This is a genomic window from Spiractinospora alimapuensis (genome assembly GCF_018437505.1).
GTDB classification, from domain to species: domain Bacteria; phylum Actinomycetota; class Actinomycetes; order Streptosporangiales; family Streptosporangiaceae; genus Spiractinospora; species Spiractinospora alimapuensis.
Window position 1 is genome coordinate 3602886 of the sequence record NZ_CP072467.1, and the last position, 14678, is coordinate 3617563.

At 69.4% G+C, this 14678-nt stretch carries 14 protein-coding genes and 2 pseudogenes; 11 read left to right on the forward strand and 5 right to left on the reverse strand.

The genetic code is table 11. The annotated features are described in order from the left end of the window. The first annotated feature begins 98 nt into the window (after nt 1-98). The 5 genes from upp (at nt 99) to J4H86_RS16740 (ending at nt 4280) form a co-directional block, all read left to right on the forward strand. Nucleotides 99-743 carry a uracil phosphoribosyltransferase gene (gene upp / locus J4H86_RS16720; protein WP_236538683.1) on the forward strand — a complete coding sequence of 215 codons (645 nt, stop codon included), beginning with the start codon at nt 99-101 and terminating at the stop codon, nt 741-743. A gap of 138 nt (nt 744-881) precedes the next feature. Continuing rightward, the gene (locus J4H86_RS16725) at nt 882-1229 is read left to right on the forward strand and encodes a YbaB/EbfC family nucleoid-associated protein (RefSeq protein ID WP_236544069.1); all 348 of its coding nucleotides are present in this window, start codon (nt 882-884) and stop codon (nt 1227-1229) included. A gap of 15 nt (nt 1230-1244) precedes the next feature. Beyond that, nucleotides 1245-1838 carry a recombination mediator RecR gene (recR, locus tag J4H86_RS16730; protein WP_236538684.1) on the forward strand — a complete coding sequence of 198 codons (594 nt, stop codon included), beginning with the start codon at nt 1245-1247 and terminating at the stop codon, nt 1836-1838. Between the two features lie 115 nt (nt 1839-1953). Next, nucleotides 1954-3225: an aspartate kinase gene (locus J4H86_RS16735; protein ID WP_236538685.1), complete on the forward strand. Its 1272-nt coding sequence runs from the start codon at nt 1954-1956 to the stop codon at nt 3223-3225. Beyond that, on the forward strand, nt 3222-4280 hold the full coding sequence (locus J4H86_RS16740; RefSeq protein WP_236538686.1) for an aspartate-semialdehyde dehydrogenase: 1059 nt from the start codon (nt 3222-3224) through the stop codon (nt 4278-4280). Before J4H86_RS16735 ends, J4H86_RS16740 begins: the two co-directional genes overlap by 4 nt. On the opposite strand, the gene J4H86_RS16745 is transcribed toward J4H86_RS16740, so the two are convergent. Continuing rightward, a complete protein-coding gene (locus J4H86_RS16745) occupies nt 4270-5010 on the reverse strand; it encodes a GntR family transcriptional regulator (RefSeq protein ID WP_236538687.1) in 741 nt (246 codons plus the stop codon). The genes J4H86_RS16740 and J4H86_RS16745 overlap by 11 nt on opposite strands. Nucleotides 5011-5332: 322 nt before the next feature. Between J4H86_RS16745 and J4H86_RS16750 the strand changes: the two genes are divergently transcribed. Beyond that, nucleotides 5333-5680 carry a PLD nuclease N-terminal domain-containing protein gene (locus J4H86_RS16750; RefSeq protein WP_236538689.1) on the forward strand — a complete coding sequence of 116 codons (348 nt, stop codon included), beginning with the start codon at nt 5333-5335 and terminating at the stop codon, nt 5678-5680. Nucleotides 5681-5791: 111 nt separating this feature from the next. Here J4H86_RS16750 and J4H86_RS16755 read toward each other — a convergent pair. The 4 genes and pseudogenes from J4H86_RS16755 to J4H86_RS16770 form a co-directional block, all read right to left on the reverse strand. Then, nucleotides 5792-7098 (reverse strand): annotated as a pseudogene (locus tag J4H86_RS16755) (dihydrolipoamide acetyltransferase family protein). Nucleotides 7099-7108: 10 nt separating this feature from the next. Beyond that, nucleotides 7109-8107 (reverse strand): alpha-ketoacid dehydrogenase subunit beta, encoded by a 999-nt coding sequence (locus tag J4H86_RS16760; protein ID WP_236538691.1) that lies wholly within the window; start codon nt 8105-8107, stop codon nt 7109-7111. A 14-nt stretch (nt 8108-8121) separates the two neighbouring features. Continuing rightward, on the reverse strand, nt 8122-9240 hold the full coding sequence (gene pdhA / locus J4H86_RS16765; protein ID WP_236538692.1) for a pyruvate dehydrogenase (acetyl-transferring) E1 component subunit alpha: 1119 nt from the start codon (nt 9238-9240) through the stop codon (nt 8122-8124). A gap of 200 nt (nt 9241-9440) precedes the next feature. After that, nucleotides 9441-10109, reverse strand: a complete 669-nt coding sequence (locus J4H86_RS16770; protein WP_236538693.1) for a GntR family transcriptional regulator — start codon at nt 10107-10109, stop codon at nt 9441-9443. A gap of 476 nt (nt 10110-10585) precedes the next feature. Between J4H86_RS16770 and J4H86_RS16775 the strand changes: the two genes are divergently transcribed. The 5 genes and pseudogenes from J4H86_RS16775 to J4H86_RS16795 all read left to right on the forward strand — a co-directional run bounded on the left by J4H86_RS16775 (nt 10586) and on the right by J4H86_RS16795 (nt 14676). Then, nucleotides 10586-11455, forward strand: a complete 870-nt coding sequence (locus J4H86_RS16775) for a phosphatase PAP2 family protein (RefSeq protein WP_236538694.1) — start codon at nt 10586-10588, stop codon at nt 11453-11455. Nucleotides 11456-11554: 99 nt separating this feature from the next. Then, nucleotides 11555-11779: pseudogene (locus tag J4H86_RS27275) on the forward strand (oxygenase MpaB family protein); the annotation flags it as partial. Nucleotides 11780-11790: 11 nt separating this feature from the next. Beyond that, nucleotides 11791-12714, forward strand: coding sequence for an oxygenase MpaB family protein (locus tag J4H86_RS16785; protein ID WP_236538695.1), 924 nt, complete (start codon nt 11791-11793; stop codon nt 12712-12714). Between the two features lie 76 nt (nt 12715-12790). Then, nucleotides 12791-14053, forward strand: coding sequence for a precorrin-3B synthase (cobG, locus tag J4H86_RS16790; RefSeq protein WP_236538696.1), 1263 nt, complete (start codon nt 12791-12793; stop codon nt 14051-14053). Beyond that, entirely contained in the window at nt 14050-14676 is a 627-nt protein-coding gene (locus J4H86_RS16795; protein ID WP_236538697.1) for a precorrin-8X methylmutase, read from the forward strand. The genes cobG and J4H86_RS16795 overlap by 4 nt, the downstream gene beginning before the upstream one ends. Nucleotides 14677-14678: the final 2 nt, after the last annotated feature.

Genomic DNA, 14678 nt, shown 5'->3' on the forward strand with positions numbered 1-14678 from the left:
CCACTCCGCGGTGGTCACGAAGGAGGGCTTGGGTAGGCTGCTGCGGACGCTCATCACCGATGTGATCCCTGACCGCATCCCCGACCGAACGGCCTGCCATGGAAGCACTCACTGTTGACCATCCGCTCGTCGCGCACAAACTCGCCGTGCTGCGTGACGTCAACACCGACTCCCCGACGTTCCGCCGGCTCACCGACGAACTCGTCACACTGCTGGCCTACGAGGCCACGCGCGACGTCTGGGTCTCGGATGTCACGGTGGAGACGCCACTCGGTCCGGCCCCGGGGGTGCAGCTCAGCCGTCCCGCGCCGCTCGTGATCCCCATCCTGCGTGCCGGGCTGGGAATGCTGGACGGGATGACGCGTCTGCTGCCCACGGCCGAGGTCGGGTTCCTGGGGATGGCCCGGGACGAGACCACGCTGCGGCCCGCGACCTACGCGGACCGACTGCCGAAGAGCCTCACCGGCCGGCAGTGCTACGTCCTGGACCCGATGCTCGCCACCGGCGGCACGCTCGCCGCGTCCCTGCGGCTCCTGCTCGACCGCGGCGCGGACAAGGTCACGGCGATCTGTCTGCTGGCGGCCCCCGAGGGGATCCGTGCGCTGGAGGAGGAACTGAGCAACGTCGACCGCGAGGTGGACGTCCGCGTGGTCACCGCGGCGGTGGACGAGCGCCTCAACGACCAGGGCTTCATCGTGCCCGGCCTCGGCGACGCCGGCGACCGTCTCTACGGCTGCGCCTAGGGGGTTGAGGCCCGCGGCGTTGACGTCGCGGGTTCGCCAGTTCCCGCATGTGAGCGGATACGCTCACAGTGAGGGCTATGTAGACCGGGCCGGCCCCGAAATCGTGCGGAGGAGACAACGGTGAATCCTGGCGGCGACATGAACATGCAGGCGCTGCTGCAGCAGGCGCAGCAGATGCAGCAGCAGCTGATGGACGCCCAGCAACAGCTCTCCGAGGCCAAGGTCGAGGGATCCGCGGGCGGCGGGCTGGTGAAGGTGACGGTGAACGGGCAGCGCGAGGTGCTGGACGTCACGATCTCCCCGGAGGCCGTCGACGCCGATGACGCCGAGGACACGGCGCAGACCATCGCTGACCTCGTGCTCGCCGCGATCCGGGACGCGGAGCGCGCGGCCGAGGAACTGCAGCAGGAGAAGATGGGTCCGTTGGCCGAGGGCCTCGGCGGCGGGGGCATGCCCGGCGGTATGCCCGGCCTCCCCGGCTTCTGACGAGGGACGCCGAGCATGTACGAAGGTGCGGTCCAGAACCTGGTGGACGAGCTCGGGCGGCTGCCGGGCGTGGGCCCCAAGAGCGCGCAGCGCATCGCGTTCCACCTGCTGGCCGCGGACGAGTCGGACGTGCGTCAACTCGTGGACGCGCTCGTGCAGGTCAAGGAGCGTGTCCGGTTCTGCACGGTGTGCGGCAACGTCTCCGAGGAGGAGCAGTGCCGTATCTGCCGTGACCCCCGGCGCGACCCGGCGGTGATCTGCGTCGTGGAGGAGTCCAAGGACGTCGTCGCCATCGAGCGCACGCGCGAGTTCCGGGGGCGCTACCACGTCCTCGGCGGCGCGATCAGCCCGATCGACGGGGTGGGGCCGGACGATCTACGGATCACGGAACTGATGGCGCGGCTCCCCGGAGTGACGGAACTCATCATCGCCACCGACCCCAACCTCGAGGGTGAGGCGACCGCGACCTACCTCGCTCGGCTGGTCCAACCGATGGACCTCAAGGTGACCCGTCTCGCCAGCGGATTGCCGGTGGGCGGGGACCTCGAGTACGCCGACGAGGTCACGCTCGGGCGGGCGTTCGAGGGGCGTAGGACGGTGGGCCAGTAGCTCCCGCCCTGGTCACAGGGTGGGACGTCGTCGACGCCGGTTCACGCCTCGATTGGGTCCCCTGACTACACTTGACGGTTGGCTGTCTGTATCCAACCTCCAGGAGCGTCGAGCTGTGGCTCTGATTGTGCAAAAGTACGGTGGTTCCTCCGTCGCGGACGCGGCGGCCATCAAACGAGTGGCACAGCGGATCGTCGCGCAGAAAAAGGCGGGATACGACGTCGTCGTCGCTGTCTCGGCGATGGGCGACTCGACCGATGAGCTACTCGACCTGGCCGAGCAGGTCGCTCCGCTGCCCCCTGGGCGCGAGCTCGACATGTTGCTGACCTCGGGCGAACGCATCTCCATGGCCCTGGTCGCGATGGCGATCGGCAACCTCGGTTACGAGGCGCGGTCCTTCACCGGATCGCAGGCAGGGGTCATCACCACCTCGCTGCACGGCAACGCCAAGATCATCGATGTCACGCCAGGACGGATCCGGGAGGCGCTGGACGACGGAGCGATCGCGATCGTCGCCGGCTTCCAGGGTGTGTCCCAGGACAGCAAGGACATCACGACACTCGGTCGTGGGGGCACTGACACCACGGCCGTGGCTCTCGCCGCGGCGCTCGACGCCGACGCCTGCGAGATCTACACCGACGTCGACGGCGTGTTCACCGCGGACCCGCGCATCGTCCCGACTGCACGTCGGATCCCGGAGATCTCCAACGAGGAGATGCTGGAGATGGCTGCCTGCGGCGCCAAGATCCTGCACCTACGGTGCGTGGAGTACGCGCGGCGGTACAACATCCCGATCCATGTGCGGTCGTCGTTCAGTCAGAAGCCGGGCACCTGGGTGCTCCCGCACGTCGAGGAAAGCGAAGGCATGGAACAACCGATCATCTCCGGAGTCGCACACGACCGGAGCGAAGCCAAGATCACCGTCGTGGGCGTCCCCGACCAGGTCGGTGAGGCCGCCGCGATCTTCCGCACGCTCGCCGAGGCGGAGATCAACATCGACATGATCGTGCAGAACGTGTCCGCCGCGGGTACCGCGCGGACCGACATCTCCTTCACACTGCCCACCTCCCACGGTCAGATCGCGCTCGCCGCCCTGAAGAAGATCCAGGAGCAGGTCGGGTTCACCTCGCTGCTCTACAACGACCGGATCGGCAAGGTCTCGCTGGTCGGCGCGGGGATGCGTTCCTACCCGGGGGTCACCGCCCGGTTCTTCGACTCCATCGCCGGCGCTGGCGTGAACATCGAAATGATCTCGACCTCGGAGATCCGGATCTCCGTCGTCGTGGCGGAGGAGGAGGTGGACGCCGCCGTGGGCGCGGCGCACACCGAGTTCCAGCTCGACGCTGACCAGGTCGAGGCGGTTGTGTACGGAGGGACCGGACGATGAGCGAGAAGCTTCCCACCCTGGCCGTCGTCGGTGCCACCGGCGCCGTCGGCAGCGTCATGCTGGGCATCCTGTCCAGCCGCGAGAACGTGTGGGGGGAGATCCGTCTGGTCGCCTCCGCTCGGTCCGCGGGCAAGCGCCTCACCGTCCGTGGTGAGGAGGTCGAGGTCCAGGCGCTCACGCCTGAGGTGTTCGACGGCGTGGACGTCGCCATGTTCGACGTTCCCGACGAGGTGTCGGAGCAGTGGGCGCCGGTCGCGGTGTCGCGGGGTGCGGTCGCCGTGGACAACTCCGGGGCCTTCCGCATGGACCCCGAGGTTCCGCTGGTCGTCCCCGAGGTCAACGCCGAGGCGACCCGGAACCGGCCGCGCGGGATCATCAGCAATCCCAATTGCACCACGCTCTCCATGATCGTGGCTCTGGGCGCGCTGCACCGCAACTACGGTCTCAAGGAACTCGTCGTCGCCTCCTACCAGGCGGCGTCGGGCGCCGGCCAGGAAGGCATTGACGTCCTGCGGGACCAGTACGCGACGGTCGCGGCCGACCGCACACTCGGTGACGAGCCCGGCGACGTGCGGGAGGCGGTCGGAGAGCTGGGTCCGTTCCCGGCTCCGCTCGCGATGAACGTCGTGCCGTCGGCGGGGTCGCTCAAGGAGGACGGCTGGTTCTCCGAGGAACTGAAGGTCCGCAACGAGACCCGTAAGATCCTCGACCTGCCGGACGTCCGCGTCTCGGCGACCTGCGTCCGGGTGCCCGTGATCACGACGCACTCCCTCGCGGTGCACGCGGTCTTCGAGCAGGAGCTGACGGCCGACGCCGCCCGCGGCGTCCTGGAGGCGGCGCCCGGTGTCAGCGTCCTGGACAACCCGGAGAAGAACGAGTTCCCCACGCCCGCCGACGTCGTGGGCACCGACCCCACCTGGGTGGGGCGCATTCGGCGTTCCCTGGACGACCCGCGGGCGCTGGACCTCTTCCTGTGCGGGGACAACCTGCGTAAGGGCGCCGCGCTGAACACCGCGCAGATCGCCGAGGTCGTGGCCAAGGAGTTCACGGGCTAGGACGTGGTGAGGGCATTCGGGGGCTGAGACTCAGTCGGTAGACGAGTTCACATCCCTCGGGTGCCGCCACCAGGTGTGACGTCTCCACGGGCCGCTGGCCGCTGAAGTGGGTACGTTCGATCACCAGCGCGGCCTGCCCCGGCTCCGTGCCGAGCAGCTCCGCCTCCGGCTCGCGTGCGGGCCGTACCGTGACACACTCCAAGACCCGGTCGACCACCGTGCCCGCTCGGGCCAGCCGGTCGACCGGGTTCTCGTCTGTCGAGGCGTGTAACGGCGAGTGGTTGGTCCCCCGAGTGAGCGCGGTCGGCTCCCACGAGGTGTGGATCATGACCGGGATCTCCTCGGAGCGTGCGAGATGACGGGTCCGGTAGAGCGACTCGCCCACCCGGACGTTCAGCCGCGCCGCCTCGGCCGGGGCCGCCGCGATCGTCGTCGCTCCCAGGTGTTCGCCGAGGAACGTCCCCATGGGCCCGGTGTCACTGCCGGTGCGGGGCAGACGGTGGGCCATCGGTCGGCGCCGCACGTAGTACCCCGAGCCGGGACGGCTCTCCACGAGCCCCTCGGTCATGAGGAGCCGTAGCGCGTGCCGGGAGACCTGTTCGCTGACGCGGTGGCGTACCGCCAACTGGGCGCGAGAGGGGAGCCGGGTTCCCGGGGGGAGCCGGCCCTCGAGGATCGGGCGGCGGAGGGACTCCGCCACCATCAGGTACCGCGGTGAGCTTGTCTCCATGGCTAGCCCGGCGGCGCGGGCGGTGACGCCATCGATCTGTGGATCCTGCGCTGTTCTGCCGCCCTTTGATCACAGCGCAGTGGATAACGCAACCCCATGAGCTCTAGTAAAGCAGTGACAGGGGCGTTCACGTGGCCGAACGCCAGCATGGGTGTACCAACCGCGCTGGTGGCGTTCCTGGGCCGTCCGTTCGGCCCACGGTCAACGGAGTACGCGGTGGGTCCGACTCCGGGCGAGGACGATCAGGCGAAACTACGTTGTGTCACGTTAAAGTGCTTTGGGTAAGCATAGATCGACAATGGTCGACTTTGGGGGGATTGCCGTGGATGGTCCGGGGCAGGGGTACAACGAAGGGCTGGCGTTCTTCAGCGGACTGTTCGCCGTGCTGGCCGGCATCGCGCTGCTGGCACTCATCGTCCTGGTGATATGGGCCCTGGTGTCCATTCTCGCCCACAAGGACCTCACCGGCGGCGGCAAGCTGCTCTGGGTGATCGGAGTGCTCTGGGTGCCGCTGTTCGGTGCCGTCGCGTGGTTCGTCGTCGGCCGCAAGGGCAATATCAACCGATTGCTCGGGATCGACAAGGGGCGGGGCGAGGGAACAGCCCCTTCCGGGCCACAGACGAGTGGCCCGAGCGGGTCCGGGGGAGTCGTTCCGCCCAGTCCCGCGTGACGGGATCCGCGGAAGCGGGAGCGTGCGCGGCACGCTCCCGCTTTCTCGTGTTCCTGGATGGTGGTGGCCGTTCCGTACGCCGGTGAACCGGGGCGGACGGCCACCACCCCGTCACAGCACGATGCGCATCGGGTTCTCCAGCACCTCGACCAGGTCCTTGAAGAACACGGCCGCGGTGGCGCCGTCCACCGAACGGTGGTCGATGGAGAGGTCCATCGAGATCACGTCGCCGAGGACGATCTCCCCGTCCTTCGCCACCGGCTCCTGGCGCAGGGCGCCCACGGCCAGGATTCCGGCCTCGGGCGGGTTGATGACGGCGGAGAAGCTCTCGATGCCGTACATACCGAGGTTGCTCACACTGAACGTGCCCCCACTCATGTCCTGTGGGGTGAGCTTCCCGTCGCGGGCCTTGCCAGCCAGCTCCCGCGTCCGAACCGCAATCTGCGAGAGCGGCGTCCGGTCGGCGTCCCGGAGAACCGGGACCACGAGCCCGCCCTCGACCGCGACGGCCACACCGATGTTGATGCGGTGGTGCCGCAGCAGTCGCCCGTCCACCCACGACGAGTTCATCTCGGGGTTCAGACCGATGGCGACCGCCGTCGCCTTCACGATGAGGTCGTTCACGCTGACCTTCACGCCGGTGTCGGCGAGCTGCGCGTTGATCGTGGCCCGCAGGGCCTTCAACGGGCCGGCGTCGATCGTGCGCCGCAGGTAGAAGTGCGCACCTCCTGCTTGGCCTCCGTCATCCGCCGCGCGGCGACCCGACGGATGTTGTTCGGCTTCAGCTCCTCCGAGGCGCGACCGTCGTCGAACTCCGGCTGTGCCTGGGCCGCGGGGGCCGGAGCCGCGGCGGGTGCGGCTGTGCTCGCCGGCGCGGCTGACTGCTGTTTCGCGGCCGCCTCGATGTCGGCGCGCACGACGCGACCCTTGGGGCCGGACCCCTGGACCTGCTCGATGTCGAGGCCGTACTCACGGGCGAGGCGGCGCGCCAGCGGGGACGTGCGGGTCCGCTGGGATGCTGGGCCCGCCTGTGCGGGCGCCGTGGCCGGCGCCTGGTCCTGCCCGGTGGTCTGCTCGGCGGGCGCTTCCGCGCTCTCGGGGGCGGGGGCGGTGCTGGCCGCGCCGTCGGCGCCGCTGGTGGCCGCCGGGGTGGGCGAGCCGCCAGAGTCCGGCACCGCGTCGGGCGAGTCGCCGAGGACACCGATCACGGCGCCGATCGCGACGGTGTCGCCCTCGTTGACCGACTGTTTGACGAGGTAGCCCTCGTCATAGGCCTCGTACTCCATCACGGCCTTGTCGGTCTCGATCTCCACCAGGACGTCGCCCGGGGACACCTTCTCGCCGACCTGCTTCTGCCAACTGCTGATGACCCCCTCCTCCATGGTGTCGGAGAGGCGCGGCATGTAGATGTCGGTCATCGATTCTCCCTCACGCAACCCGCCGGCCGACGGCACGAAGAGTTTCCCGGACAACGGTGGTCACCGACTCGGCGGACGGCAGGGCGGCCGTCTCCAGCGGCTTGGCGTAGGGCAGCGGCACCTCAGCCATCGCCACGCGCCGAACCGGCGCGTCCAGCCAGTCGAACGCACCTTCCTGAATGGTGGCCGCGATCTCCGCTCCGATCCCGTAGGTCAGCCAGTCGTCCTCGGCGACGACGGCACACCCGGTCTTGCGGACCGAGGCGACGATGGTGTCGCGGTCCAGCGGGCGCAGGCTGCGCAGGTCGACGACCTCGACGCTGATGCCCTCCTCCGCCAGGGTCTCGGCGACCTGGTTGGCGATCATCGCCATCCGCGAGTAGCCGATCAGCGTAATGTCGGTGCCCTCGCGGGTCACGGCGGCGCGCCCGATCTCGGCGACGGACTCGTCGTCGTCGGGGACCTCGCCCTTGCTGTTGTAGAGACCGAGGTTCTCCAGGAACAGCACCGGGTCGTCGTCCCGGATCGCGGCCCGGATCATCGCGGCCGCGTCCGCCGGGGTGCTCGGCGCGAGCACCTTCAGCCCGGGAACGAACGCGTAGTACAGCTCGATGTTCTGCGAGTGGGTGGCGCCCAGTTGCTGACCGCCGCCGCCCGGAGTGCGAATGACCATCGGCACGGGGGTCTGGCCCCCGAACATGCCGTAGATCTTCGCGGCGTGGTTCACGATCTGGTCGAGGGCCAGGAGGGAGAAGTTGATCGTCATGACCTCCACGACGGGCCGCAGTCCCGTCATGGCGGCGCCGATCGCGGCACCGACGAACCCCTCTTCGGCGATCGGTGTGTCGCGGACGCGCCGCTCCCCGAACTCCTTCAGCATCCCCTCGGTGATCTTGTAGGAGCCCTCGAAGACCCCGATCTCCTCGCCCATGAGGAGGACGTTCTCGTCGCGCCGCATCTCGCCGCGAATCGCCTCGCGCAACGCCTGGCGGTAAGTGATTACAGACATGCCCGTTCCTTCCCTTACTTGGCCGGCGTGGTGGTCTCGGCGAACACCGGGTCGGCGGGCATGCGCCGCGACTCGTTGGGCACGGGGGTGGCGTAGGTGTAGTCGAACAGGGTGGAGACGTCCGGGTGCGGGCTGTTCTCCGCGAAGTCGGCCGCGTCGGTCACCACTGACTCGATCTCCTCGGCGATCTCGGACCGCTGCTCCTCACTGAGGACGCCCTCCTTCTCCAGCCGGTGCTGGAAGGCGAGGACGGGGTCGGCCGCGCGCGCGGCCTCCTTCTGCTCGTCGGTGCGGTATTTGGCCGGGTCCACGACCGAGTGACCCTTCATGCGCTGGCTCACGGCCTCCAGCAGGAAGGGACGCTGTTCCGCGCGGGCACGTTCCACGTAGTCGGCGGCGGCGTCCCGGACGGCCAGCGGGTCCTCCCCGTCGACCCGGACGCCCTCGATCCGGTAGGCGGATCCGCGTTTGTACAGGTCCGGCTCGGCGGAGGCCATCTCCACCGTGGTTCCCATGCCGGTGAGGTTGTTGATGACGACGAACACGGCGGGCAGGTTCCACAGCGCGGCGATGTTGAGCGACTCGTGGAAGGCGCCGATGTTGGTGGTTCCGTCGCCCATCTGGCACATGATGACGTCGTCGCCGCCCCGGTAGGACACGGCCAGCGCGGCTCCGGTCGCCAGGGGAAGCTGACCGCCGACGATGCCCCACCCGCCCAGCAGCCGGACGTCGGTGTCGAACATGTGCATCGACCCGCCCCAGCCCTTGGAGACGCCGGTGGAGCGCCCGTAGAGCTCGGCCATCACCTTCCGCGGCTCGATGCCCTTGCCTAGGGCGTATCCGTGCTCGCGGTAGTTCGTGTACAGGTAGTCGGTGGGGCGAAGCGCGGCCATGAGGCCGACGATCGTCGCCTCCTCACCGAGGTTCAGGTGACAGTAGCCGCCGATGCGGGCCTGGGTGTAGGCCTGGGCGGTGCGCTCCTCGAACCGGCGGATGAGCAGCATCTGCCGGTAGTAGTCGCGTAGCGTCTCGGGCTTCTCCGCCGCGAGGCCACCGTTCTTCTTGCGGCCGCGGCGCGATGAACCCTTGGACGACGTGCGGCTGGCGTTGGCGTCTGCGGTCGCTTCGGCCATGCTTGTGCCTTTCTACTCAGGGGTGGCATCGTCGGCCTGTGGGCCAACGACAGCCGGGGCGGCGGAGCACGCGGTGCGCCGCCTGGGGCGCCGCCCGGTCACGGGAGACGGCCCGAGGTGTGGCTGTAGCGGTTGTGACGTGAGTCTCGTCGCAACTCTATGTTCTGATCGATCATCGATCAACAGACCCAAAGGGTAGATCACTCCGCCTGTTCCCGAGCCGCGAGTGCCGCTTGCACGTAGTTGCGCACATGCTCGCTGACCAGCCGCCCGACCTCCGGATCCTGGGCGCGGAAGGCCTCGGTGATGCGTGCGTGGTCCGTCGCCTTGGCGTGCAGCTCGATGTTGAGCCAGCGCACGGACAGCGCCGTCCAGACCTCGACCCGGAGTGAGTCCCAGGTGTGCAGCAGCATCTCGTTGCCCGACGCCTGGACGATCTCCCGGTGGAAGTCGACGCTGTGCTTGATCTGTCCCTCGATGTCGCCCGTGGCGGTCGCCTCCCGCAAGGCGTCCACCTCGCGCTCCAGTGGTTCGGGGTGCGCGCCGAGTCGGGGCAGGGCGAGTTCGGCCGCGACGAGCTCCAAGCCGGCGCGCACCTGGTAGATCTCGGCCATGTCCGCGACCCCGAAGTCGCGCACCCGTGCTCCCTTGTTGGGCACGGATTCGATGAGTCGGACGGCTTCGAGTTCGCGCAGTGCCTCGCGAACCGGGGCCTGGCTCACATTGAGTTCGGCCGCGATCCTGCGCTCCACGATGCGCTGTCCTGGTTTCCAGCGCCCGGACAGCAGGCCGTCAACGAGTACGCGCCGGATCTGTCCCCGCAGTGGGTTTCGTGCGACTGTGGGGTCGACCTCTGGCGGGTGGATCATCGTCCATACCTTCTACTTGGAAATGTGAGACAAATCACTGCTTGATCGGAGTGATACCAGGCTGTGACCTCCAATTATGAGTGCCAGCCGAGAATTTAGTTCACTAGCGGGTAAGCTCAACCCAACCGAGTCCCATCGAGCTGAACGTCCGCGACTGGGTTTCCGCCCCCACACTTCCCCACAGCGCTGTTGGGAACAGGGTGGTTCCGCGCTAGCTCTGCGACCGCCGCGCGGTTCGGGGATGTTGGTACCCCGCACAGGTGCCCACGTCACGGCGACGCGTGCCCAACCACCTCGTTGCCCAAGTACCCGATTTGTCGTAGTTCATCCCCGCGGCGAGCCCCCGTCCGTCCTGTGCCGCAGGCCGACCACACACGTGAGACAGCACTGAGCACCTTATGACACACACCACGCCAGTTCGGCGGCCGTCACCCCGGCCCGTTGCCGGAGCGACGGGCGGGTTCCATGAGCACGTCGTGGCCACGATCGGCCGCATCATGGCCGACCGACCCACTCTCCTGTTGGGACTGTTGCTAGCGACGGCCACCGTGCTGTCCATCAACGCGCTCAACCCGATCGACCTCTTCGTCAACACCTTCCCGCGCCTGCACTCCGACCTCCTGCGCACGCTGCTCATCAACTGGCCGGACAACGTCGCCGGTCGCGCCGTCGCGCTCCCCGTGCTGGGCGTCGTCTCGTTGTTCCTCGCGCTGCGGTCACGTTCCTGGCGCCCGGTCATCATCGCCGCTGGCTCGGTCTTCACGATGATCTGCCTCGTCGCGGGGATGAAGCTGGTGCTCGCCCGCTCGCACCCTCGGACGGGTGACCCCAGCTTCTTCGTGGACATCGGCCACAACTTCTCCTTCCCCTCCGGCCACGGCGCCAACGCGATCCTCATCTACGGGGTCGCGCTGTACCTGATCGTGCGCTACCAGGCGGTGCGGCCGTCGATCGCGCTGCGCCTGGGGTACATCATCGCGATGATCGCCTGTGTTCAGGCGGGTGTTTCGGCATATCTTCACTTCCATTGGGCGACGGACCTGGTCGCGGGCATGATCGCCGGCGGTCTGGTGCTCCGCGTGACCGTCCTCGTGGACCGGATGATCCCCGACGACTGGACGGTCGGGTGGTGGCCCTTTCTCCCGGCTGAGCGCTGCGTCTGCGGACGCCCCCTCCGGATGGCGCAGCACCCCGTGGTGACCACTCCGGCCCCCGGCCGCTACCGGCAGCTCCCGGTGCACCACGAGCGCACCGCCCCGACCCGCCGTCGCCGAGCCACCAACCGCCCCATGCCCACCCGACCAACCCGCATCCGCGCCACCCGCCCGCCGTCCCCACCCCGCTAGGGGCGCTTCTCGCCCGTGTGATGCCATGGACATATGGGGTCACACCGACACCAGCGACACACCGCGCCGGCCCGCACCCACCCACGCCCCAATGAGCCGATGAGCGGCCCGGGTGGGGTGACGTTCGTGTCGCCGGAGAGCGCGACGTGGCGGGTGCAGTTGGACCGGGCCATGTGGGTGGCCGGGGTCCGCGGGCTGATGCTCCAGGCTTTGCACCCGCGTGCGATGCGGGGTGTGTGGCAACGTTCCGACTTCCGCGACGACCCCACCGGGCGACTCATCCGGACTGCCGCCTGTTGTTGGGCTAGCACTGTGTCGCGACCATGGGGTGCGCGATGAGCGGCCCGGGTGGGGTGACGTTCGTGTCGCCGGAGAGCGCGACGTGGCGGGTGCAGTTGGACCGGGCCATGTGGGTGGCCGGGGTCCGCGGGCTGATGCTCCAGGCTTTGCACCCGCGTGCGATGCGGGGTGTGTGGCAACGTTCCGACTTCCGCGACGACCCCACGGGGCGGCTCATCCGGACTGCCGACTTCGTCGCCACAATGACCTACGGCTCCGCGGCGGAGGTCGCGGAGTTGGGTGCGCGGGTGCGGATGATCCATTCCCGGTTGCGGTTCGTGGACCCTGAGACGGGGCGGACGCACCGGGTGGACGAGCCGGATCTGTTGTTGTGGGTGCACTGTGCCGAGGTCGTGTCGTACCTGGAGGTCACCGTGCGGGCTGGTCTCCGGTTGGAGCGGGGGGACGCGGACGCCTACTTCGCGGAACAGCGGGACACGGCGGCTCAGGTGGGGTTGGATCCGGCGGATGTGCCGGGGTCGGTGGCGGAGATGCGCTCGTATCTGGCCCGGATGAGACCGTCGCTTCGAGCCACTCCGGAGGCGAGGGCGGCGATCCGCTTCCTGCTGTGGCCGGCGCTGCCCGACCGGTTGCGGTGGTTGAACCCGGCCAAGCCGTTGTGGTGGCCGGTGGGCGCCCTCGGTTACTACGCGCTGCCGCGGTTCGCGCGCCGGATGTTGGGTGTCCTTCCCGAGGTCCCGGGGGTGGAGGGCGCGACGACTCTCGGTCTGACCGGGGTCCGCGCCGTGCTGGAGCGCACCCCCAACCGCTGGTACAACTACCTGTTCGACGAGGCCACTGTTCTCCGGGCGGAGCGGGCCCGCGAGCGCTTGGAGGCGCTCGGCTACGAGTTCCCCACCCGCCGTGGCCTCCGCGACCCCCGTGACTGGCGGCGCGCCGGCCTGGTGACGGAGGGCTAGGCGAGTTCGGGTGGGCGCCGGCGGCTGAGGGGACGTGCCCCGGAAGACCGCAGGTGGGAATCGTAGGATGGGATGGATGTCCACCACCGACCGCGTTCGTCCCGACTCGTGTCCCGGAGTGCTCCGGCTGCACGAGGCCGCCGATGGCGCCCTGGCTCGGGTACGAATCACGGGGGGACGGATCTCCGCTGGGGCACTGCGGACGCTCGCTGATCTCACCGAGCGATACGCGGACGGAGCCTTGGAGCTCACCTCGCGGGGGAACGTCCAGGTGCGAGCGGTCACGCCCGGGGCGGAAGGCGAGATCGCGGCCGGCTTGGCGCGGGTGGGACTGCTTCCCTCGGCGCGGCACGAGCGGGTCCGCAACATCGTCGCCTCGCCGCTCGCCGGGTGGGACCGGCACGGGCGCGGGGACGTCGACGACCTGGTCCGCGCGTTGGATGAGCGTCTCCTGCGCGGGACGGACATCACGGAACTGAGCGGTCGCTTCCTGTTCGGACTCGACGACGGTCGAGGGGACGTCAGCCCGTCGGTTGACGTGGGCTGGATCGCCTCCTCGCCGAGCGACGGGGTGTTGGTCGTTGGTGGGCGGCCCACCCGGATCGCCGTGCCGAGGGCGCGGGCGGTCGACGTGCTGCTGTCCGCGGCGCGGGTCTTCCTGGAGGTGGGCCAGGGCTGGCGCGTGGACAGTGCTCCCGACACCGCGCGGCGAATCGTCGACGGGGTCCGTGCGGCGTGGCCCGCTCTCCCCCACACGGAACCCGCCTGGTCGACTGCCGTGGAACTCCCGATCTCCGAACCACCTCAGGTCGGGGTGTACCCCCGGCCGGACTCCGATCGTGTGCCCGCCACGCTCGTCGCCGGCATCCCCCTGGGGCGCCTGACGGCACGCCAGGCACGGGAGCTCGCCGCGTCCACCGCGAACGAGGAACTCCGGATCACTCCGTGGCGGAGTATCGCCCTGCGTCCGGCCGACCCCGACGCGACGGCCGACACCCTGCGCGTGGCGGGGCTGTTCACCTCCCCGGACTCCGCGTGGAACGGCGTCACGGCGTGCGCCGGGCAACCGCACTGTGCCAAGGCCAACGCCGACGTGCGCGCGTTGGCCGCCCAGGTCGTCCAGGCGGCGCCACCAGCCCCGGGGCCTCGTCGCCCCTTCCACTGGGCCGGATGCGCGCGTCGGTGCGGCCGACCGAACTATCCCCACCTCGACGTTCTCAGTCTTCCCGATGGCGGTGTCCTCGTTGACGACACCGCCGTTCCCGGCGCCCAACCGGCCGAGCATGTGGCCGAACTGCGCGTGACCTCCCCTTTCCCCAACCCGATCGATGGAACGTGACCGACTACATTCGCGACGGCGCCGAGATCTACCGGCGCTCCTTCGCCACCATCCGTGCCGAAGCGGACCTGACCGCACTCCCCGAGGACGTCTCCCAAGTCACGGTTCGCATGATCCACGCCTGCGGCATGGTCGACCTCGTCACCGATGTCGACTACAGCCCGGACGTCGTCTCCGCGGCACGAACCGCGCTCGACGCGGGCGCGCCGATCCTGTGCGACGCCGAGATGGTCGCCTCCGGCGTCACCCGGGCCCGACTGCCACGGGACAACGAGGTCGTCTGCACCCTTCGTGCCCCGGGCGTGCCCGAGCTGGCCGAGAAGCTGGGCACCACGCGCAGCGCGGCGGCGATGGAACTGTGGCGGGACCGGCTTGACGGTTCCGTGGTGGCCGTGGGCAACGCCCCCACCTCCCTGTTCCGCCTGCTCGAGCTGATCGCCGCGGGGGCGGGAACCCCCGCCGCGGTCATCGGGGTGCCCGTGGGCTTCATCGGGGCCGCGGAGTCCAAGCGGGCTCTCGCCGAGGCCGGCGTGGCTCCCTATCTCGTCGTGCACGGGCGGCGGGGTGGCAGCGCGCTCGCCTCCGCCGCGATCAACGCCATCGCCAGCCGGTCGGAGGTGTGAGG

Coding starts and splice junctions, on each gene's coding strand:
- upp (WP_236538683.1), top strand. CDS start 99: ATGGAAGCACTCACTGTTGACCATCCGCTCGTCGCGCACAAACTCGCC.
- J4H86_RS16725 (WP_236544069.1), top strand. CDS start 882: ATGAACATGCAGGCGCTGCTGCAGCAGGCGCAGCAGATGCAGCAGCAG.
- recR (WP_236538684.1), top strand. CDS start 1,245: ATGTACGAAGGTGCGGTCCAGAACCTGGTGGACGAGCTCGGGCGGCTG.
- J4H86_RS16740 (WP_236538686.1), top strand. CDS start 3,222: ATGAGCGAGAAGCTTCCCACCCTGGCCGTCGTCGGTGCCACCGGCGCC.
- J4H86_RS16745 (WP_236538687.1), bottom strand. CDS start 5,010: ATGGAGACAAGCTCACCGCGGTACCTGATGGTGGCGGAGTCCCTCCGC.
- J4H86_RS16760 (WP_236538691.1), bottom strand. CDS start 8,107: ATGTCTGTAATCACTTACCGCCAGGCGTTGCGCGAGGCGATTCGCGGC.
- pdhA (WP_236538692.1), bottom strand. CDS start 9,240: ATGGCCGAAGCGACCGCAGACGCCAACGCCAGCCGCACGTCGTCCAAG.
- J4H86_RS16770 (WP_236538693.1), bottom strand. CDS start 10,109: ATGATCCACCCGCCAGAGGTCGACCCCACAGTCGCACGAAACCCACTG.
- J4H86_RS16785 (WP_236538695.1), top strand. CDS start 11,791: ATGAGCGGCCCGGGTGGGGTGACGTTCGTGTCGCCGGAGAGCGCGACG.
- cobG (WP_236538696.1), top strand. CDS start 12,791: ATGTCCACCACCGACCGCGTTCGTCCCGACTCGTGTCCCGGAGTGCTC.